Genomic DNA, 19,178 nt, shown 5'->3' with positions numbered 1-19,178 from the left:
CGTACGCAATGGGCCCGGAGCCCGCCTTCTGTAGACCCACGTTCGCGATGGGCTTGGAGACCTCGAAACCGGAGGGCTCAAGCGTCGCCCGCGTCGGAGCCCGACGCGGACGAACCGGAGGAAGCCCCCTCACCGGAGGCCCCGCCCCCGGAGGGACGGCGACGGCGGCGACGGCGGCGGCGCTTGCGCTGGCCTCCTGCGTCGGAGCCCTCGCTGTCGGAGGCATCCGCGCGCGGCGGCGGCACCTCGCCGGACTTCCACGCGTCCAGCTGCTCACGCCCCTCGCCGGTGGCCTCCACCGTCATCTCGAAGACGGTGAGGGCCTCGCTGAAGAGCGGGTGGCGCTTGAAGGCGGCGCTGCGGCGGCGGCGCTCGCCGGACAGCGTGCGCTGGGCCAGCAGCAGCATGCGGCAGCGCTCGGCGATGCGGCGGGGCAGGCGCGCGGACTGCACGAAGCCCGCGAGCAGGTCCTCCACCACGTGCGACACCGACGGGCGGCCACCCTCCTGCGACGAGCCCTGGGCCTGCTGCGCCTCGTCCTGTCCCGGCGAGCGGCTGATGGGCATCAGCAGCATGGCCAGGAGGATGGCGTCGTCCAGCGGCTCACCCGAGGTGACGCGCCGGTCCAGCGACTCGGCGAAGGCGTAGAAGGTCTTCTCGCCCTCCTTGCCGTGCTGCTTGAGGTACGCGTTCACCGGCGGCAGCAAAATCTTCAGCGCGTCCAGCGCGTCCAGCAGCTTGAGCGCCGGGGCGGACACGCCGCCGCGGATGAGGCGGAAGGTCTCCTCCAGCAGGCGCGCGGGGGCGCAGCGCGGCAGGTCCTCCACCGCGCCCTCCATGGCCGCGTAGGTGCGCGACTCGATGTCCAGGCCCAGCTTCGCGGCGAAGCGCACGGCGCGCAGGATGCGCACCGGGTCCTCGCGCATGCGAATCTCCGGGTCGCCAATCGTCCGGATGAAGCGCTCGTCCAGGTCCCGGCGGCCGCGGACGTAGTCAATGACCCGTCCCTCGGCCACGTCGTAGAAGAGGCCGTTGATGGTGAAGTCGCGGCGGCGCGCGTCCTGCTGCGCGGTGCCGAAGACGTTGTCGTGGGTGATGAGCAGGTCCTCACCGGACGACTCGCCCTCGTCCTCGCCACTGGGGGCCGGCTCCAGCTCCGTCGGGTTGGCGCGGAAGGTGGAGACCTCGATGATCTTCCCGCCCTTGAAGTAGACGTGCGCCAGCCGGAAGCGCCGGCCGATGAGGCGGCAGTTGCGGAAGATGCCGCGCACCTCGTTGGGCGTCGCGCTGGTGGCGATGTCGAAGTCCTTCGGCTTGCGGCCCAGGAGCAAATCCCGGACGCAGCCGCCGACCATGTACGCCTGATGGCCGTGCTGGTGCAGGCGCAGCACCACCTTGAGGGCGTCCGGGTCCAGCTCGTCCGGGTCGATTTCCGCCGGCTCACCGGTGGGGCGGACGTGGGGCGCGTGCAACTCGCGCTCGTAGGGGGTCGGCTCGGGCTCGGGCTCGAGGACGGCGGGGACCTGCTCCACCTCCTCGTCGCCACGCTCCGCGGCGTCCGCGGCCTCGGCGGCGGCGAGCACGGCCTCGGCGGACAGGCCGGCCTCGTCGAAGACGCCCTCGGCATCTTCGTCGTCGGCTTCGTCGTCGTCGGCCTCGTCATCCACGCGGGCGGCCTGGAGGGGCGGCTCGGACGACTCGGGGGTGGGGCTGCGGGGAATTTCGGTTTCGGAAGGGGCCGCATCGGCGGCCACGGGCTCGGAGGCGCTGGCCCGCTCAGGGGGCGCCGACAGCTCCGGGTTTGAACTCATGGGAACCTCTTGTGCGCCGCGCTCGGAAGTCGCTGCCGCCTCGAAGGAGGCAACCTCGCGCGCGTCAGTTTCGGGCGCAGGTGGCAGCGTCATGCCGGCAGGCGGCGTTTCAGTCGAATCTCGCGTCATCGCCAATAGACGCCCCCCAGGGGGCGCTTCAAGGGCAGCCGTCTATACCGCATCCACCCGGCCTGGGAGTAGCGAGTGAAGACAATGTTGACCGGCGTCACCGGGCCGGAGGGGGCCAACGGGCCCTCGCCGCTCCGTCCTCCCCGGGGGGTAGGTTCTTCCCCGCCCTCCCACGGGCGGACGGGCGGAGAATCCCTTCGCGGTGGAACATTCGGGGAGACGTGAAAGGTCATCCTGCTCCGGGCTCGCTCCGGGTACGTCGAAGGGTGTCGCGCACGTGGCTGACTGGCCTGAAACGCGTGGAAACACCCGTTCTTCCGGGGCACTTTGTCCCGTATCAACACGCCACGCACGTGAAACGTTCTGGAGGCCGCCCGGGGAGCGGGCAGCGGGGCCGCTCGGGCAGGAGCCGGGCGGGAAATGCCGCATGCCCGGTGAGCGGGCGGGCAGGCGTGAAGGCCGTGGTGGCCCCCGGGTGCGGCCACGAGGCTGACACGGCGCGGCGCCCGGGTATCGTGGGCCCCTGGCCCTGATGCGTCCTCCTCGTCCCGCCTCTTCCGTGCGCTCCGCCCTCTTCGCCCCTGGCCTGGCGTTGGGACTGCTATGCGGCGCGCCGGGATGGGCACAGGCGCCGGAGGATGCGCCCATCCAGGCTCCGGTGTCGCCGGAGGAGCCCGTTCCGCCGCGAAGCCCGGCACCGGAGCACGGCCGCGTCCAGGCCCCAGCGCCCGAGGCGGCGCCCTCCTCCCGGGAGACGGTCATCTCCGGCCAGGCGGCGGAGGAGGACGCGCCCGAAGGCCGCGCCTCGAGCACCGTCACCCGCGCGGACCTGGAGCGCCGGCTGCCCCGCTCCGCTCCCGATGCGCTGCGCTGGGAGCCGGGCGTCTTCGTACAGCAGACGGCGCACGCGCAGGGCTCGGCCTTCGTGCGCGGACTCACCGGGCAGCAGACGCTGGCGCTGTTCGACGGCGTCCGCCTCAACACGAGCACCTGGCGCCAGGGGCCCAACCAGTACTTCTTCACGCTCGACTCGCGCACGCTGGACTCGGTGGAGGTGCTGCGCGGCGGAGCCTCCACGCCCTACGGCTCGGACGCGCTGGGCGGCGTGCTGCTGGCCCACCCGCAGGAGCCCCCCCGGCAGCCCACGCCCTTGCGCCCCACCTTCTTCCTGCGCGGCGCCACGGCGGACAGCGAGCGCGGCGGGCGCGTGCAGGTGCAGGGCGCCACCGAGCGGCTCGGCTTCATCGGCGGCGTGGGCGGCCGGCGCGTGGGCCTGCTGGAGGGCGGCGGCCCGGTGCGCAACCTCTCGGATGGACAACTGCCGGAGGTGCCCCGCTTCGACGAGGACGGCCGCACGCAGCTCGGCACGGGCTTCGATGAATTGACGGCGGACGGGCGCCTCGTGTGGCGGGCCAGCGCCACGGACTCGCTGACGGCGGCGGCGTACCTCTATCGCCAGTACGACGCCCCACGCACGGACCAGTGCGCGCCGCCCTTCTCGCGCTTCGACGAGTGCCTCCAGTACGACGCGCAGCTCCGGACGCTCGCGTATGCGGCCTGGTCCCGCGCGGAGCCCGGCGGCCTCACCGCCCGCGCCACCCTGTCCTGGCAGCAGCAGCACGAGCAGCGCACGTTCAACCGGCCTGCCTTCGCCGTGGTGGACCGGGGCACGGACACCGTGGACACGCTGGGCGCCACGCTGCGCGTGTCTCCCGCGCCGTACACCGTGGCCTCGCGGCCCCTGCGGCTCACCTTCGGCGCGGACGGGGCGCAGGACTTCGTCCGCTCCAAAGCGCGCACCACCTTCACCGCCCTCGCCGTGGAATTGGTGCGCAGCCGCGGCCAGTACCTCCAGGGCTCGCGCTACTTCACGGGTGGCGCCTTCGTGGACGCGGAGTGGGCCGTCCACCCGGACGTCACCACGCGCGCCGGCACCCGGCTGGGCCTCGCGTCCGCCCGGGCTCCGGCGGACGTCGAGTCCGGCACGCTCGCCGTCAGCAACACCTGGGTGCCCTGGGTGGGCCACGCGGGCGTCGAGTGGCGGGCCGCACCGCGCCTCACGCTGCTGGCGCACGTGGACCGCTCCTTCCGCGCGCCCAACCTGGACGACCTCAGCTCGCGGCAGCAGACGGGCCCGGGCTTCCAGTTCGAGAACGCGGCGCTGTCCCCCGAGCACGCCACCACGCTGGACCTGGGCTCACGCGTGCACACCCGCCACGTCACGCTGGAGGGCTGGGGCTTCGCCACCCGGCTGGACGGTGCCATCGGCCGGCGGCCTCGCGACGTCACGGACTGCCCGCCGTCGACACCGCAGTGCAATGCCTCCTGGTCGCGCTTCCAGCTCGTCAACGCGCGCGAGCGGAGCATGCTCTACGGCCTGGAGGGCAGCGCGCGCGTGCGCCTGCCGGCGGCCTTCACCGCGCAGGCGGGCATCGCCTGGACCTGGGGCGAGGGCCCCAACCTCGCGGACCGTCCCAGCAACCCCGACGTGCCCTACTCGCCGCGGGTGCCACTGTCGCGCGTGCCTCCGCTCAACGGCACCGTGGAGCTGCTCTGGGCGCACCCCTCCGGCCTCTCCGCCAGCACCGGACTGCGCTGGGCGAGGGAGCAGACACGGCTGGCCGTGTCGGACCGCTCGGACGCGAGAATTCCGCTCGGAGGGACACCGGGCTACGCGGTGCTCGAAGCGCGAGCCGCGTGGCGACTGGGGACGCGGTTCGTCGTGGCGGCGGTTCTGGAGAACGTGACGGACGTGGCCTACCGTTCCCACGGTTCGAGTGTGAATGGCCCGGGTCGAGGACTCGTGGTTTCCCTGGAGGCGACTCCCTTCTGAGCGCCTCCCCCCGTAGGAGAAACAACCCATGAAGCGCATCTTCCTCTCGCTGGCCGCGGTGGCCCTGCTGTCCACCGCCTGCAACGACGACGACCCGAAGCCCACGGACCCGCCCGACGCCGGCGGCAACGAGGTCGACTGTCCGAACCCGCCGCGATACACGGAGAACGTCACCGCCTGTCAGCCGGCGGCCACGGACTACCAGCCGCGCAACGCCGCCGTGAACAACAGCGCCACGGACGCGTGGCCCGCGTGCATCTCGGACGAGAACACGTACTCGCCCATCGACCCCAACATCACCACCGTGGCGCGCGTGGCGGCGTTCGACGAAATCGCAACGAAGTTGTGGAAGGACGGCAAGGTCCCCACGTCGCAGGAGTTCGTGGAGGCGTACGACCTGTACACGCAGCTGGAGGGCCTCGGCTCGCGTGTGCAGCGCCGCGAGGACGTGCACTACCCGCCGGCGCCAAACGGCAAGAAGTGCAGGGAAGAGGGCGTGCCGGAGACGGCGCCGGACCGCTGCGTGGGTCCGGCGAAGCTGCTGCCCATCATCACCGATGCCTTCACCCGGGGCGGCAAGGGCGAGGCGCCGCGCGTGCAGGCCGCGCGCATCGAGGCGGCGCTGCTCTGGTTCCTCTACGTCTCCCCACTGTCCGAGGTGACGAGCTGCGCCGACGCGCCGAAGGACTGCGACAGCGCATGGGCCTACTACACGGGCGGCACGGCGCGCGGGGAGCCCAAGGGGCTGGCGCGCTACGTGCGGGAGCTGGGCCCGGAGACGCACGAGCGCGCCTATGACGCCGCGCTCGCGGTGCGCTGCTGGCGCAACCTGGACAACGAGGGCGGCAAGGCGGCGAACACGGAGCTGCAGCAGCGCGCGCTGCGCCAGTACGACGTCGCGCTCATTCGCGGCACCGCGCTCATCCTCCGCCAGCGCCTGACGGAGCTGACGTGCGGCAACGAGGAGGGCACGCAGGCGCGCATGACCTTCATCAACACCCTGGGCCCGTTCTTCGACCGCGCGGCCCGCGAAATCAACGCGGCGCAGGCCGACGTGCTGAAGGCCCAGGTGACGAAGACGGACGCGGAAGACGTGGACGTGGACGCCGCCGTGGCCGCCATCGACGCGCTGTTCCCCTGCCCGTAGTCACGCCGCCGGCACGGTACCCATCCGACGCGGGTACCGTGCCTGGCGAATCGTCGCTACGGACAGCCCGGCCAGAACCGGGGACACGAGGCCGCTATCTCGAAGGCCCTGAAATACAGCGTCGCATCGTAGCCGGCCGGAATCGCTCCATCCCGGTAGATGCCCGTCTTCAGATACGTGGGATGCGGCGACCCGTTCGTGGCCCCGGAGAGGTTGCAGCCCGGCTCATACGTCCACAGCGTCTGCCGGGTCTGCGAGGTCTTCTGGACGCCATCAATCCACAGCTCGATTTTTCCCACGGCGGGATTGGTGGACCACTTCACGTGCAGCAGGAAGCGGATCCACTTCCCGCGCGGATAGGTGGAGCCTCCCAGCACGTCGGTGCCCGATGACCAGATGCGGGTGTTGGTGTCGCTATAGGTCTGCTTCGCGTAGAGCGCGAACTGGTAGCTGTTGCCCTGCTCGGTTCCCGGGCCGTCCGTGCGGCTCAACCCGAAGGTCAGCGGAGGGCTGCCCCCGCAGTCATCCTGCTGATGGAATTGGTAGATGACGTTCCAGGCGGGGACGGGGGCCGAGCTGTCGTAGGTGGGCGGATTGGGAAAGCTGCCGGGGATGGGGAAGGCACCCGTCGGGAACCAGGTCTCCCAGGTGTAGTACCGGTCATCGCCCTCGCCGTAGCGGATCTTCGCTCCGCAGTCCTCCTTCGCGGTGACCAACTCGTTGCGGACGTGGGTCTGGGACAGGAAGACGTCACCGGACTTCACCTTCATCCGGAGGATGTTCCAACGGCTGGCGTCGTAGTCCGTGGTGTACGGGGGCCACGGATAGGTGGAGGGGTTGCTGACGGTCTGCCAGAGCGAGATGGCGTACCTGCACCCCAGAGCATCCACGGAGGGGTTCGGGCAGCTGTAGCCCGCCTCCGGGAAGCCGTAGGGAACCTCTCCATCCTGCGCGTTGGTCGTGCTGAAGTTGCCGCGCTTGCCGTAGATGTACCGGGGGCACGTGCCATCCGGTCCCCCGCAGTGCACCCTGTCGAAGGACCGGATTCCAATCCTGAAATACGGCGACGTGGTGTCGTCCGACTCCAGCTGCGCCTGCCACGAGGAGGGAATGGCCTCGCTCACCCATCCCGAGCTCGTGCAGACGCTCCGGAAGGCCTGTCCGCAGGCGTTCGCGCTCGCGGAGCTGAGCGTGTAGTGCCCCCGGCCCTTGTCATTGTCGACGGCGCCGTCCGCGTCGTCATCGATGCCGTTGCAGGTTTCCGGAGCTGCTTCCGAGACACCTGCCAATGCAAGGAAGACGGCCGCTGCCCAGCCAAAGCCCGCTGAATGTGCACCCATGGGTGGTCCTGATGTTGGGCGGCCCCTGCCCCCCATCTATCCAGAACCCGCAGGCGCATCCGAGTTGCATCAGCCGGAAACTTCCGTTTTGCAACAGAAGCAACAACGCAGGCGGCCCTCGAGCGGCCTGGCGCCGGAAGGCTTCACGCCGGCGGTTCCCGCGCCCTACTCCTCCGTCGGCTTGCCCCGGCCCTTGTGGGTGCGCGGCAGCGCGTGGTGGATGAGCTTCACGTAGTCCACCGCCTGCACCGGTGGTGGCGGCGGCGGCGTGCCCAGCGCGGCCAGGCGCTTGCTGAACGCGGCGAGGATGTCCGGCATGGGCCGCATCGCCGCCAGGAGCTTGTTGGGCCCCTCCAGCGCCTGTGACAGCGCGATGGCCGCTTGCTGCAAGGGCAGGCCGCGCCGCAGCAAATCCTGGAAGGAGTTCGACAGGGTGATGATGTTGTGCCCCGCCGTCTGCACCATCTCCACGGCGATTTTGAGCACCTGCGGCGCCGTCAGGTGCCCGTCCGCCAGCAGCACCAGCGCGGCCTGGAAGTAGTTGAAGATGGGCACCACGCGCGGGCCATAGGCGGAGAACTGCGCGGGCGGCGTCAGCCGGTCCAGGTGGATGAAGATGCGCCGCACCGGGTCCGACACGGGAATCTTCTTCCACGCCTCGCGCACCCGCACCTGGTCGTCCGGGTACACCCCGCCCGCCTCCAGCACCTGCGACAGCACCCGCTCGTCCACGCGTCCGGCAATCAGGTCCGCGAACAGCGAGTAGATGAACGCGTCCGCCTCCGCGTCGTCGCCGAAGAGCACCTCCTCGGCCTCCACCGGCGCGTGCACCCGGCTCTCCAGAATCGCCGGCAGCTTGTAGCCCACCTGCCCGCGCAGGGCCCGGAAGCGGCCTCGCAAGAGGTTGCCCACGTTGTCCTTGAGGACGAACTCGTCCCACTTCACGCCGTCCAGCTTGAGCTTCTCCTCCAGCACCGCCCGCATCTGCTTGGGGCTGCCGGAGACGATGCACAGCCGCGAGTCACCCTGCTCCGACAGCTCGCGGATGAGCGCGCTCGCGCCCGGCACAGCCACCTTCTCGTGCGCCTTCTGGAAGGCCGTGCGCACCAGGTCCCGGAGCGAGTCGAACTCCGTCTGGAGGTACGTCTTGTCCAGGTCCCACCGGTAGATGCGCCGCGGGGGACGCGGGTCGATGCGGTCCGGCAGACTCACTTCTTCAGGCCTTCCCGGATGGCGGTGGTCAGGTTGTTCGCCACCACCTTCGCCGCCACCTTTCCCGCGTTGGCGATGGCCCGCGACTTCGAGCGCCCGTGCGCCTTGATGAAGATTTTATCGAACCCCAGAATCGGCGCGCCGCCGTACTGGTTCCAGTCGGTGATGTCCTTGATGCGCTGGATGCCGCTGGACAGCATGGCCAGGCCCGCGCGCCAGCGCAGGCTCTCCTTGTAGGCGTACTGGGCCAGCTCCACCACCGTGTCGTGGACGCCTTCCAGCATCTTCAGGCACACGTTGCCCACGAAGCCGTCGGTGACAATGACGTCCGCGGTGCCCTTCGGGATGTCGATGCCCTCCACGTTGCCGATGAAGTTGATGGCCTGCATCTCCGACAGCCGCGCGTGCGCCTCCACCACCCGCGGCGGGCCCTTCTGCGGCTCCACGCCGTTGGACAGGAGCGCCACCTTCGGCCGGTCGTTCTTGGAGATGATGCGCGCATAGGCCGAGCCCATGACGGCGAACGTCACCAGGTCCTCCGCGTTGGCCTCCACCGTGGCCCCCACGTCGAGGATGAGGGAGAACGGGTCCTCCTTCGCGCCACGCACCGAGCGCGTCGGGTACACCGTGGCCAGCGCGGCGCGCCGCACCCCGGGGATGAGCTGGAAGTGCCGGGCACACGCCAGCACGCCCGCGCCGGTGTTGCCGGCGGACACCAGCGCCTGTGCCTCGCCCTCGGCCACCAGCCGCGCGGCCACCGCCACGGAGGCGTTCGGCTTGCGCGCCAGCGCCTCGCCCGGCTTCTCGTCCATGCCGACGAAGTCCGCCGCGTGCTGCACGGAGATGCGCTCGCCGTTGTGCTTCACCTCGGCCAGCGCCTCGTCGATGAGGGTGCGGTCCCCCACCAGGAGCGTGTGGATGTGGGGGGACTCCAGCGACAGCATCGCCGCGCCCCGGACCACTTCCGCGGGACCGTGGTCCGTCCCCATGACATCGAAGGCAATCGTCACCGGCTGCGGCTGCGTCCCCACCATGGCCTCCATCTTAGGACCTTTGCTCGGCCCCCGCGCCTGCCATTCTCGCCTGGGCCACCAGCGACAGCGCCAGCAGTCCCGCTCCCGCCACCATCACCGCCGCCGTCCCGTACGGCGCCCCCGGCCCCAGCCGGGTGAAGAGCCACCCGCCCAGCGCCGGCCCCACAATCCGCCCCAGCGAGCCGAAGGCCTGGTACGCCCCCAGCACCGCGCCCAGCCGCTCCGGCGGGGCATGAAGAGATACCAGGGCGGACAGACATGGGTTCACCAGCGCCGAGCCCACCGCCAACAGCCCCATGACGGGGAAGAGCCACGCATAACTCGGGGCCATGGGCATCAGCGCCAGCCCCGCGGCCGTGAGCCCGAAGCCCACCGCGACCACCGGGGCCTCGCGCCCGGGCCTGCCCTCTCCCCCGCCCACCAGCCGTCGCACCAGGCCGCCCTGCACCACCGCCGACAGCACCCCCACCACGGCGAACAGCCAGCCGGCCCGCAGGCTCGCCTCGCGCAGCACCGCCGCGTCCGGCAGCGCCGCCTGGAGGAACAGCCCGCCCTGCAGCGGCACCGGCCCCGACGAGAGGAAGCGCGTCAGGAGGTACACGGAGAACGTCCCCTCCATCTGCGCGAAGGCGGTGGTGAACACCAGCACCAGCACCAGGCACCGCCCCACCACCGGCAGGTGCATGGCCAGCGAGGCGCCCTTCAGCGTGCGCGCGTGCCCCTGCGGGGCGCCCGGGGCCCGCGACTCGGGCAGGAAGAAGAAGGTGCACACGAGGTTGAGCGCCACCAGCCCCGCCGCGAACAGGCCGATGGCGAGGTTGCCGCCCCATGCCCCCAGGAAGCCGCCCAGCGCCGGCCCCAGCACGAAGCCCAGCCCGAAGGCCGCGCCGATGACGCCCATGCCCCGGGCCCGGTCCTTCGGCGGGGTGATGTCCGCCACCACCGCCTGCGCGGTGGAGATGTTGCCCCCGGATATCCCGTCGATGACGCGCGCCAGGAACAGCAGCGGCAGCGAGTCCGCGAAGGCGAACAACACGTAGCCCGCCAGCGAGCCCACCTGGCTGAGCAGCAGCACCGGCCTGCGGCCGTACCTGTCGCTCAGGCGGCCCAGCACCGGGGCGGCCACCAGCTGCATCAACGAAAAGATGGAGATCAGCAGCCCCACCGTGAACGGTGAGGCGCCGAACTTCACCCCGTACACGCCCAGCTGCGGAATCAGGATGCCGAACCCGATGAGGTCCAGCGTGACGATTCCGAAGACGACGCGCAGTGACGCCGCCCGCCTCACCACCAGGAACACCTTCCTTCCAAAATGAAACCGCCGGGAGCGCGGAACATAGCGCCCCCGGCGGTGGGTGGGGTGGAGAAGTACCCGATGTGAAGCCGGCTACATCGCCTCGGCGGACTGGACGTTCCGGTTCGCCGTGTCGCGCTCGATGCAGCCCTTCGTCAGCGTGTACTGGTACGTGCCCAGCTCGTCGCGCCAGTACTCGCCCTCGTACGGCCAGTAGAGCTGGTCGTCCGAGACGGCCACCGAGTACTTGTACTTCTTGACGATGGCCGTGCGGCCGCCCGCCTTGAGCTGCTCCTCGAGGAACTCCTTCTCCTTCGTCGTCGTCTCGAACTTGATGCGCAGGCCGTTGGCCAGCAGCTGCTTGAGCGCGACGAGCTCCGTCTCCAGCTTGCCCTTGGCCATGATGCCGGCCTTGGAGATGAGCCCGGTGCGCTGGACCTTGAGGTCCTCCAGGAGCGTCTTGCTCAGGTCCGAGTACTTGAAGGTGTCCGCCCGGTTCGCGAAGGCGTCCATCTCCCCCTCCAGCTCGAGGATGGAGTCGTTCGTCTTGCGCAGGTCCTGGTCCGTCAGCGCCAGCCGGAGGATGCGCTCCAGGATGACGTCCGTCTCGTTCTTCTCCAGGCCTTCCTTGTTCTTCTTCTGCACCTCGGCGAGCACCGAGTAGTACTCCCCGGCGTCCATGTTCTTCTTCACGAGCGCCTCGAGCTGGTCATGCACCGGCAGGTACGTGCGCTCGAAGTCCTGGAGGATGAGGGTGGACTCCCGGTAGCGGCAGTTCTCGTAATAGATGACCGCCTTCAGGATGAGCGCCTCGGGGAAGTACTCCTCGCGGAAGAAGGGCGAGGACAACGTAATCAGGTTGCCCAGCGCCTGCTCGTACTGGCCCACGCGGTAGTTGGCCCAGGAGGCCTCGAAGAGGGACTCCAGCCACTGCGTGTTCCCGCGCTCCACCTTGCCCAGGTAGAAGAGGGCGTAGCGGTTCTGCTGCATGCCGTAGTGCGTGCGGGCCAGCTGCATGAAGGCCAGCTCACGCAGGGACTTGTCCAGCTTCGCCTGCTCGGCGGACTTGCCGGCCACCGGGCGGGTGAGGCGGATGACCTCCTTCATCGCTTCCACGGAGGCCAGCATGTCCCCGTTGCCGCGCTTGGCCGCCGCGTCCTTCTGGCGGCTGCCGTTGCGGAAGGAGGACAGGCCCTCCAGGTACTTCGCGCGCGGGAAGAACGGGTCATTGCGGGGGATGCTCAGCGCCAGGCGCTTCACTTCCTCGAAGCTCTTGTCCGCGTCCGCCGGCTGGCCCACCTGGTCCAGCGCGCGGCCGCGCACGAAGTGGTAGCGCGCCAGGAGGTAGCGGAACTCGTTGCGGTACTTCTCCGGGAACTCCTGGTTCGCGTGGCGGGCAATCTCGTCGAGGATGACCGTCTCGTTCTTCGTCTTGCGGCTGATGAAGAAGAGCCACTCCAGGCTCGTCTTGAAGAACTTGGTGGACGGGCCCAGGGCGAGCAGCTTGGAGAACTCACCCAGGGACGAGTGGTACATGCCCATGCGGTAGAGCGACTTGGCGAGCACGTAGCGCGCCTCGGTGTGCAGGCCCGCCAGCTTCGCGTCCGCGAGCAGCTCGTGCGCGGACATGGCGGCCTTCTCGTACTCGTCGTTCTTGAAGAGGTTGACCGCGATGTCCAGGCGCTGGCGGTCCGCCGTCTTGCCGGACACGTCCACCGCGTCGAAGGACATGGTGGGCGCCGTCGGCTTGGGCGCCTCCTGCGTCAGGTCCAGCCCCAGCCCGCCGGTGGAGGCACCGGAGGACGCGGGGGAGGACGCGGAGGCCGGCGGCGTGGCCGGGGTGGGCGCGGGCGCGGACGCCGCGGGCGCTGCGGCGGGCGCGGCCGGGGTGGCCACGGCGGGCGCGGACTCGGCGGCCGGCGTCTCGGTGGCCGCGGCGGCGTCCTCCTCCGGCGGAGGCGTCTTGGTCGCCTTGCCACCGCGCGTCTTGCGCGAGGTGGGGGTCTTCTTCTTCTTGCTGGTGGTGGAGCCGCGCTTCTTCTTCTTGGACTGGGCGCCGAGGTCCAGGCCCTCGAAGCTCTGGGCGAAGCTGGGGGCCGTCCAGGCGAGCGCGAGCCCGAGGACGGCGACACGGATGAGCCGGAAGGAGCGGATCATGACTCGGAGCCGTTGAGGAAGAAGAAGGACACGCCCAGCTCGAACATCAGCTGGTTGCGCAGGTAGTTGTCGGTGGTGCGGCTCTTCTCCACGTAGATGAGGTCACGCACCTCGGTGCGCAGCGTCACCCAGCGGTTGAAGAAGAAGCGCGCGCCGACGCCCAGGTTGCCACCGCCGGTCATGTAGTTCTTCGCGCCGGTGGGCGTGGACAGGTCCGGGCCGCGGTACTGCACCGCGGAGGCGCCCACGACGCCGTACAGGTCGAAGCTGATGAACTTCTCCGCCAAGAGCGACAGCTTCCCGTAGATGGGCGCCCACTGGACGTCCGCGCCGGCCAGCAGCTTGAGCTGCCCGGGGGCCTGACCGTCGAGCTGGTTCATGGTGGGCGAGCCGCAGCCGCGCGTGGCGCCGCCGTCGGTGCCGTCGGTGAAGGTGCAGATCTGCGCCGCGCCGGCCACCGTGTTGAGCGCGTAGCCCAGGCGCAGGCCGACGCCCAGCGTCTCCATGGGGTGGTAGGTGAGCGTGCCGCCGAAGATGTACTTGCTGAAGAAGGCGTCGCGCAGCGACACCGAGGCGGACGGGCTGAACTCGAAGCGCCCCTTCTTGAGGAAGAGGTGCCCGGAGACGGGGCGCACGCGCTCGCGCAGCGGCCCGAGCCGGTCCTTGTCCACCTCGGAGACGTCGCCGGCCTCCTCCTCCTCCTTGGAGGAGGACTGGGCGTGGCCCAGCGCGGGCACCACGAGGCACAGGGCCAGGAGCAGACGAAGGGTCCACTTCATTCCGCGTCCCTCCCCGTCGAGCTGAACGGCAGGAACAGCGAGATGCCGGCGTTGAGGGTCATCATGTTCTGGATGGCGCCCTTGCTGCTGCCCAGGGGCTGATCCACATAGGAGGTGTTGATGAGGGCCACGTTCACGGCCAGGTAGTCCTTGGCGACGAAGCGCATGCCCAGGCCCAGGTCGGCGGCCGGGTTGAGGCCGCGGTCGGGCAGCGCGGACGTCTCCGTGCGCACCACGCCGGCGCCTGCCAGCAGGTAGCCGTCGAAGTGGAGGATGGAGTTGAGGAACGCCACCTTGCCGTACAGGGGGCTCCATTCCAGGTCGCCCATCGCGGACCACTCGGGCACCGAGTTGTAGATCTTGCTGTTGAAGGTGCGCTTGGCCGTCCGCACGTCGTCGGACGGCACCACCTGCATCAGCGACGCGCGACCGGCGATGGCGAGCGTGTCCGCCAGGTACCAGGCGCCGCGCAGCGACGCGCCGACCTTGGAGTAGAACGGATCATTCACCGAGATGCTGACGAGCGGCGTCAGCTCGAAGCGACCCTTCTTTCGGTAGACCTTGCGCTGGACGCTCTTCACCCGGTCCTCCTGGGTGATGTCGGTCAGCGGTGCGATGGCCTCGGGCTCTGGAGTCTCCTCCACGGTGGCGGCCACGGCGGGCGTGGCCTCCTCCGCGGGCGGTGCAGTGGGGGTGTCCTCGGTGGAAGGGGACGACTCGGCTTGGGACTCTTCCTTCGTCAGGTCGAGTCCCATGCCTTCCTGGCTCTGGGCGGGCGCCAGGGAGGGCACCAGACACAGGGCGAGCAGCAACGTGGGGCGGTTCAAATCCGGAGGCTCCGTGAATGGAGGGGGGGCGTAACTGCCACCGGGGGTACAGCGCGACTCTCGGTTTCCCCATCCTATCGGTCGCATTCCCAACCATCAACCACGCCGCGCAAGCCTGGTTACCCTGTATCCCTCCGGTATTCCTTCACAATTCCACTGGCTCATACCGTGGTACGGGGGCGTTGGCGTCCGAGGGTGCTGTGCTACCCTTCCCGGTGACGTCGCGGGTCCAGAGGTCCCGCGTCCCCTCCCCCCTTTTTAGAGGTGTCATGAAGATGTCCGTGCGAACCGCCCTCCTGATGTCCGCCGCGCTGCTGCTGGGTGGCTGCGAGGTCAGCAGCGAAATCGGCAAGGAGTGCACCCTGGTGCGCAAGGCGTCCCCCGACGAGGAACAGGAGTTCGGCCGCAAGTTCATGCCCATCCTCGAGAAGGAGGTGGCGCCGAAGCAGGACTTCATCTCCTTCGGCTCCATCGAGTGCGAGGACCTCGTCTGCGTGCGCGATGCGGCCTTCCCCCGGGCCACCAACGAGGACGGCACGGTGAACCAGAACGCCGAGGCCAAGGGCTACTGCAGCAAGGAGTGCGTGGAAGGCTCCAACGCGTGCGAGGTGAAGGACACCAGCGGCGTGCTGGAGGGGCTGCCGGAGCGCATGGGCTGCCGCGCCCTCCTGCTGGACCAGGACACGCTGGAGGCCCTGCGCTCCTCGGACGAGGCCTTCTACCGGCGCACGTTCGGCGAGAACAACTCGCCCTTCTTCTGCGCGGGCGCCCCGGTGGCGCAGTCCGGCAACTGAACTTTTTCCGGCGCGGGGGGTAGACCTTTTCCCCCGCTTCGTTCGTAAAGGCAGGGCCCGCGTCGTTTGCGCCAGGAGCCCTGCCCATGAACCGAACGGTCCTCTTCCTCAGCCTCGCCGGTGGCCTCGCCCTCACCGCCCTGGTGCTGGGGCTGCCGCAGCTGGGGATGGTGAAGCCCCCGCCGCCTCCCGTCCCCGTGGTGGTGGTGGCGCCGCCGGTGCCCCCCACCCCGCCCCCGCCCGTGCTCGCGACGCCCGGCTCGCTCACCATGACGAGCCGCCTGTCGCACCCCTACATCCCCACGGGCACCTCTGAAGTCTTCGCCACGGTGGACCTGATGGGCGCCGAGGTGCCGGGGGCGAAGCGCAGCGCGGTGAACCTGGCGCTGGTCATCGACCGCTCGGGCTCCATGAGCGGCTACAAGCTGGCCCAGGCGAAGCAGGCCGCGCGGCACCTCGTGAGCCTCCTGCGGGACGAGGACCGGTTGGCCATCGTCCACTATGGCTCGGACGTGAAGAGCCTGCCGTCGCTGCCGGCCACGCCCGGCAACCGGGAGCGGATGCTCCAGTACGTGGACGGCATCTGGGACGAGGGCGGCACGAACATCGGCGCGGGCCTGTCCGCCGGCCGCTACCAGCTGTCCGGGGCGCAGGGGCAGTTCCACGTCAACCGCCTCATCCTCATGAGCGACGGCCAGCCCACCGAGGGAATCACGGACGACGAGGGGCTGACGCAGCAGGCGCGGGAGCTGCGCGCCTCCGGAATCACGCTGAGCTCCATCGGCGTGGGCACCGACTTCAACGAGGACCTGATGCAGGCGTTCGCCGAGTACGGCGCGGGCGCGTACGGCTTCCTCGAGGACGCGGGGCAGCTGGCCACGCTCTTCCAGAAGGACTTGCAGCAGGCCACGACGTCCGTGGCGCGCGACGTGACGCTGACCTTCACCCTGCCCCCGGGCACGTCCCTGGGCGAGGTGATGGGCTACCGCGCCAGCCAGTCCGGCAACGTCGTCAGGGTGTCGCTGCCGGACTTCTCCGCCGGCCAGCTGGAGCGCCTGGTGGTGCGGCTGAACGTCACGGATGACACGGTGGGCCGCACGGTGCGCGTGACGGATTTGAAGCTGGCCTACACCGACCTCATCCGCAACGTGGGCGTGGAGAACGCGGCCACGCTGTCCTCGGTGGTGACGGACCGCCGCGAGGAGGTGCTGGCCCGCCAGGACAAGGAGGCCACGGTGTACGCGGCCCGGGCGCGCAGCGCGGTCAACATGCAGAAGGCCGCCGAGGCCCTGCGCGGGGGCCGCAAGGACGAGGCGAAGGGCTACCTCCAGCAGAACCAGGCCCTCTTCCACGAGGCCAGCGCCGTGTCCGGCGCCGCCGCGGTGGCCGCCGACGTGGCCGAGCAGCAGGCGACCCTGGACGAGTACGACAGCGCGGACAACGACGAGGAGACGCGCTCGGCCGTCAAGCGCAGCAAGGTCAAGGCCCTCAAGAGCTTTGGCAAGGTGGGCTCGACGTACTGAAGCCCCACGCCAGTGGGGCGCGGCTCTGGAGCCCCCGCGCGCAGGGCGGGCAGGGAGCGGGGCGGGCGTCCACTGGACGACCGCCTCACCTTCCGTGTTGACCGACGGAATCCCCCCGCCCTATCTCCGCGTTTCCTCCGCCTTCGGTCGGAGAGAGCGCACGGAGGCGCGCACACCACATGGCGAGTACGATTCCCCCCTGGGTCGGGGTCATCATGGGCGGCAGGAGCGATTTGGAGTACCTCCAGCCCGCCGTGGACATCCTCAAGGAGCTGGGAATCCCCCATGAGGTGCGCGTGGTGTCCGCCCACCGGACGCCGGACTGGATGATGGAGTACGCGTCCACCGCGGAGTCGCGCGGCCTGTCCGTCATCATCGCCGCCGCGGGAGGGGCCGCCCACCTGCCCGGCATGGTGTCCAGCAAGACGCTGCTGCCCGTCATCGGCGTGCCCATGCCCACCACGCTGCTCAGCGGGCTGGATGCGCTGCTCTCCATCGTCCAGATGCCCAAGGGCGTGCCCGTCGGGACGCAGGCCATCGGCAAGCCGGGCGCCGCCAACGCGGCCCTGCACGCCGCCGCCATCCTCTGCCTGAAGTACCCGGAGCTGCGCGAGCGGCTCGCGGCCTGGCGCAAGGCACGCACCGACGAGGTGCTGGCGCACCGGGAGATTTCATGAAGTCGCGCGTGGTGCTGCCCGGCGGGACGATTGGCATCCTCGGGGGTGGCCAGCTCGGGCGGATGATGGCGCTGGCGGCGCGCACGCTGGGCTTCCAGGTGCAGGCGTTGGACCCGGACGCCACCTGCCCCGCCCTCTCCGTGGTGGACCGCTGCATCACCGCGTCCTTCTCCGACACCGCCGCCGCGGAGGAGCTGGCGCGCGGCTGTGACACGGTGACGCTCGAAATCGAGAAGGTCTCCCTCGCCACGCTGGAGGCGGTGGCCCGCCACGCGCCCATGCGCCCGGGCGCGGACGTGCTGCGCATCGTCCAGCACCGCGGCCGGCAGAAGGGCTGGCTCGCGAAGGGCGGCTTCCCGCTGGGCCCCTGGCGCGAGGCGCACTCCGAGCAGGAGCTGTCCGAGGCGATTGGGGCGCTGGGCGGCCGCTGCTTCGTGAAGTCCAGCGAGGGCGGCTACGACGGCCGGGGCCAGTGGGAGGTGAAGTCCGCCTCCGAGGCCGCGACGGCGTGGAAGGAGCTGGGCGAGCGCTCCGTGGTGGTGGAGGCCGCGCTGGACTTGAAGTCCGAGCTGTCCGTGCTGGTGGCGCGCAGCCCGAAGGGCGAGACGGCGGTGTACCCGCCCGCGTACAACCACCACGAGGAGCGCATCCTCGCGTGGTCGCTGTTGCCCGGCCCGCTGCCGCCGCAGGTGTCGGCCCAGGCGACGGAGCTGGCGCGTGCCATCACCGAGTCGCTCCAGGTGGAGGGGCTGCTGGTGGTGGAGATGTTCCTGCTGGGGGATGGCAGCCTGCTCGTCAACGAGGTGGCGCCGCGCCCGCACAACAGCTTCCACTCCACGGAAGTCGCGTGCCTCACCTCGCAGTTCGAGCAGGCGGTGCGCGCGGCGTGCAACCTGCCGCTGGGCTCGGTGGAGGTGGTGCGCCCCGCGGCCATCGTCAACCTGCTGGGTGACTTGTGGCTGAAGGAGGGCGGCCCGCGCTTCGAGGACGTGCTGGCCATGCCCGGCGTCCGGCTGCACCTGTACGGCAAGAAGGACGCGCGCAAGGGCCGGAAGATGGGGCACCTGTCCGCGGTGGGCACCACGCCCGAGGACGCGCTCGCTCGCGTGAAGGCCGCGGCCACCGCCCTGGGGGTGTGACGCCGTGAAGACGAACGCCGCCCGCATCCTGGACTCGCTCGGCGTGAAGTACGAGCTGCGCGACTACGAGGTGGACCCGGACGACTTGTCCGCGGAGTCTGTCGCCGCGAAGGTGGGCATGCCCGCCGAGCAGGTCTTCAAGACGCTGGTGGCGCGCGGCGACCGCACCGGCGTGCTGATGGCGGTGGTGCCGGGCAACGGGGAGTTGGACTTGAAGGCGCTGGCGCGGCTCACCGGGGACCGCAAGGTGGACACCGTGCCGCTCAAGGAATTGCAGCCGCTCACCGGCTACGTGCGCGGCGGCTGCACGGCCATTGGCGGCAAGAAGGACTACCCCGTCTTCGTCGACGAGACGCTGGAGCTGTTCGACGTGGTGGCGGTGTCTGCGGGCGTGCGCGGCACGCAGCTCGTCCTGTCGCCCGCGGACTACCTGCGGGTGACGAAGGGGAAGACAGGGCCCATCTCCCGCGACAAGGCCTGAC

15 protein-coding genes are annotated in these 19,178 nt (G+C 70.3%); 7 read left to right on the top strand and 8 right to left on the bottom strand.

What is annotated here, in order from left to right; translation table 11 throughout:
- Positions 1-77: 77 nt before the first annotated feature.
- The gene (gene pcnB / locus ACX9TP_RS14475) at positions 78-1,811 is read right to left on the bottom strand and encodes a polynucleotide adenylyltransferase PcnB (RefSeq protein WP_482980311.1); all 1,734 of its coding nucleotides are present in this window, start codon (positions 1,809-1,811) and stop codon (positions 78-80) included.
- Positions 1,812-2,472: 661 nt separating this feature from the next.
- On the opposite strand from pcnB, the gene ACX9TP_RS14470 reads away from it, so the two are divergent.
- Positions 2,473-4,773: a TonB-dependent receptor plug domain-containing protein gene (locus ACX9TP_RS14470; protein WP_482980310.1), complete on the top strand. Its 2,301-nt coding sequence runs from the start codon at positions 2,473-2,475 to the stop codon at positions 4,771-4,773.
- A gap of 28 nt (positions 4,774-4,801) precedes the next feature.
- Positions 4,802-5,920, top strand: a complete 1,119-nt coding sequence (locus ACX9TP_RS14465; RefSeq protein WP_482980309.1) for a hypothetical protein — start codon at positions 4,802-4,804, stop codon at positions 5,918-5,920.
- 56 nt (positions 5,921-5,976) lie between these two features.
- Here ACX9TP_RS14465 and ACX9TP_RS14460 read toward each other — a convergent pair whose 3' ends face one another.
- The 7 genes from ACX9TP_RS14460 to ACX9TP_RS14430 all read right to left on the bottom strand — a co-directional run bounded on the left by ACX9TP_RS14460 (position 5,977) and on the right by ACX9TP_RS14430 (position 14,563).
- A complete protein-coding gene (locus ACX9TP_RS14460; protein WP_482980308.1) occupies positions 5,977-7,260 on the bottom strand; it encodes a heparin lyase I family protein in 1,284 nt (427 codons plus the stop codon).
- Positions 7,261-7,425: 165 nt separating this feature from the next.
- Complete coding sequence (locus ACX9TP_RS14455; protein WP_267855155.1) at positions 7,426-8,472, bottom strand: phosphatase domain-containing protein; 1,047 nt, start codon at positions 8,470-8,472, stop codon at positions 7,426-7,428.
- On the bottom strand, positions 8,469-9,506 hold the full coding sequence (gene plsX, locus ACX9TP_RS14450; protein WP_482980307.1) for a phosphate acyltransferase PlsX: 1,038 nt from the start codon (positions 9,504-9,506) through the stop codon (positions 8,469-8,471). The genes ACX9TP_RS14455 and plsX overlap by 4 nt, the downstream gene beginning before the upstream one ends.
- A 10-nt stretch (positions 9,507-9,516) precedes the next feature.
- Positions 9,517-10,797: an MFS transporter gene (locus tag ACX9TP_RS14445; protein ID WP_482982168.1), complete on the bottom strand. Its 1,281-nt coding sequence runs from the start codon at positions 10,795-10,797 to the stop codon at positions 9,517-9,519.
- A 96-nt stretch (positions 10,798-10,893) separates the two neighbouring features.
- Positions 10,894-12,957 (bottom strand): adventurous gliding motility protein GltC, encoded by a 2,064-nt coding sequence (gene gltC / locus ACX9TP_RS14440; RefSeq protein WP_482980306.1) that lies wholly within the window; start codon positions 12,955-12,957, stop codon positions 10,894-10,896.
- Positions 12,954-13,736: an outer membrane beta-barrel domain-containing protein gene (locus ACX9TP_RS14435; protein ID WP_482980305.1), complete on the bottom strand. Its 783-nt coding sequence runs from the start codon at positions 13,734-13,736 to the stop codon at positions 12,954-12,956. Before ACX9TP_RS14435 ends, gltC begins: the two co-directional genes overlap by 4 nt.
- Positions 13,733-14,563 carry an outer membrane beta-barrel domain-containing protein gene (locus tag ACX9TP_RS14430; protein WP_482980304.1) on the bottom strand — a complete coding sequence of 277 codons (831 nt, stop codon included), beginning with the start codon at positions 14,561-14,563 and terminating at the stop codon, positions 13,733-13,735. The genes ACX9TP_RS14435 and ACX9TP_RS14430 overlap by 4 nt, the downstream gene beginning before the upstream one ends.
- A 275-nt stretch (positions 14,564-14,838) precedes the next feature.
- Here ACX9TP_RS14430 and cglC point away from each other — a divergent pair, with 275 nt between their 5' ends.
- The 5 genes from cglC (at position 14,839) to ybaK (ending at position 19,177) form a co-directional block, all read left to right on the top strand.
- Positions 14,839-15,357 carry an adventurous gliding motility lipoprotein CglC gene (gene cglC / locus ACX9TP_RS14425; RefSeq protein WP_482982167.1) on the top strand — a complete coding sequence of 173 codons (519 nt, stop codon included), beginning with the start codon at positions 14,839-14,841 and terminating at the stop codon, positions 15,355-15,357.
- An 86-nt stretch (positions 15,358-15,443) separates the two neighbouring features.
- Positions 15,444-16,880 (top strand): vWA domain-containing protein, encoded by a 1,437-nt coding sequence (locus ACX9TP_RS14420; protein WP_482980303.1) that lies wholly within the window; start codon positions 15,444-15,446, stop codon positions 16,878-16,880.
- A 179-nt stretch (positions 16,881-17,059) separates the two neighbouring features.
- A complete protein-coding gene (purE, locus tag ACX9TP_RS14415) occupies positions 17,060-17,557 on the top strand; it encodes a 5-(carboxyamino)imidazole ribonucleotide mutase (RefSeq protein WP_267855161.1) in 498 nt (165 codons plus the stop codon).
- Entirely contained in the window at positions 17,554-18,696 is a 1,143-nt protein-coding gene (purK, locus tag ACX9TP_RS14410; protein WP_482980302.1) for a 5-(carboxyamino)imidazole ribonucleotide synthase, read from the top strand. Before purE ends, purK begins: the two co-directional genes overlap by 4 nt.
- Positions 18,697-18,700: 4 nt before the next feature.
- A complete protein-coding gene (gene ybaK / locus ACX9TP_RS14405; RefSeq protein ID WP_482980301.1) occupies positions 18,701-19,177 on the top strand; it encodes a Cys-tRNA(Pro) deacylase in 477 nt (158 codons plus the stop codon).
- The last annotated feature ends 1 nt before the right edge of the window (position 19,178 follow it).

The sequence above is a fragment of the Pyxidicoccus sp. M15 genome (assembly GCF_056858435.1).
The sequence above is the reverse complement of the archived record's forward strand: the minus strand, read 5'-3'. Positions and strand labels throughout refer to the sequence as shown.

Coding starts and splice junctions, on each gene's coding strand:
- ACX9TP_RS14420 (WP_482980303.1), top strand. CDS start 15,444: ATGAACCGAACGGTCCTCTTCCTCAGCCTCGCCGGTGGCCTCGCCCTC.
- pcnB (WP_482980311.1), bottom strand. CDS start 1,811: ATGAGTTCAAACCCGGAGCTGTCGGCGCCCCCTGAGCGGGCCAGCGCC.
- purE (WP_267855161.1), top strand. CDS start 17,060: ATGGCGAGTACGATTCCCCCCTGGGTCGGGGTCATCATGGGCGGCAGG.
- ACX9TP_RS14460 (WP_482980308.1), bottom strand. CDS start 7,260: ATGGGTGCACATTCAGCGGGCTTTGGCTGGGCAGCGGCCGTCTTCCTT.
- ACX9TP_RS14435 (WP_482980305.1), bottom strand. CDS start 13,736: ATGAAGTGGACCCTTCGTCTGCTCCTGGCCCTGTGCCTCGTGGTGCCC.
- plsX (WP_482980307.1), bottom strand. CDS start 9,506: ATGGTGGGGACGCAGCCGCAGCCGGTGACGATTGCCTTCGATGTCATG.
- purK (WP_482980302.1), top strand. CDS start 17,554: ATGAAGTCGCGCGTGGTGCTGCCCGGCGGGACGATTGGCATCCTCGGG.
- ACX9TP_RS14465 (WP_482980309.1), top strand. CDS start 4,802: ATGAAGCGCATCTTCCTCTCGCTGGCCGCGGTGGCCCTGCTGTCCACC.
- cglC (WP_482982167.1), top strand. CDS start 14,839: ATGTCCGTGCGAACCGCCCTCCTGATGTCCGCCGCGCTGCTGCTGGGT.
- gltC (WP_482980306.1), bottom strand. CDS start 12,957: ATGATCCGCTCCTTCCGGCTCATCCGTGTCGCCGTCCTCGGGCTCGCG.
- ACX9TP_RS14470 (WP_482980310.1), top strand. CDS start 2,473: ATGCGTCCTCCTCGTCCCGCCTCTTCCGTGCGCTCCGCCCTCTTCGCC.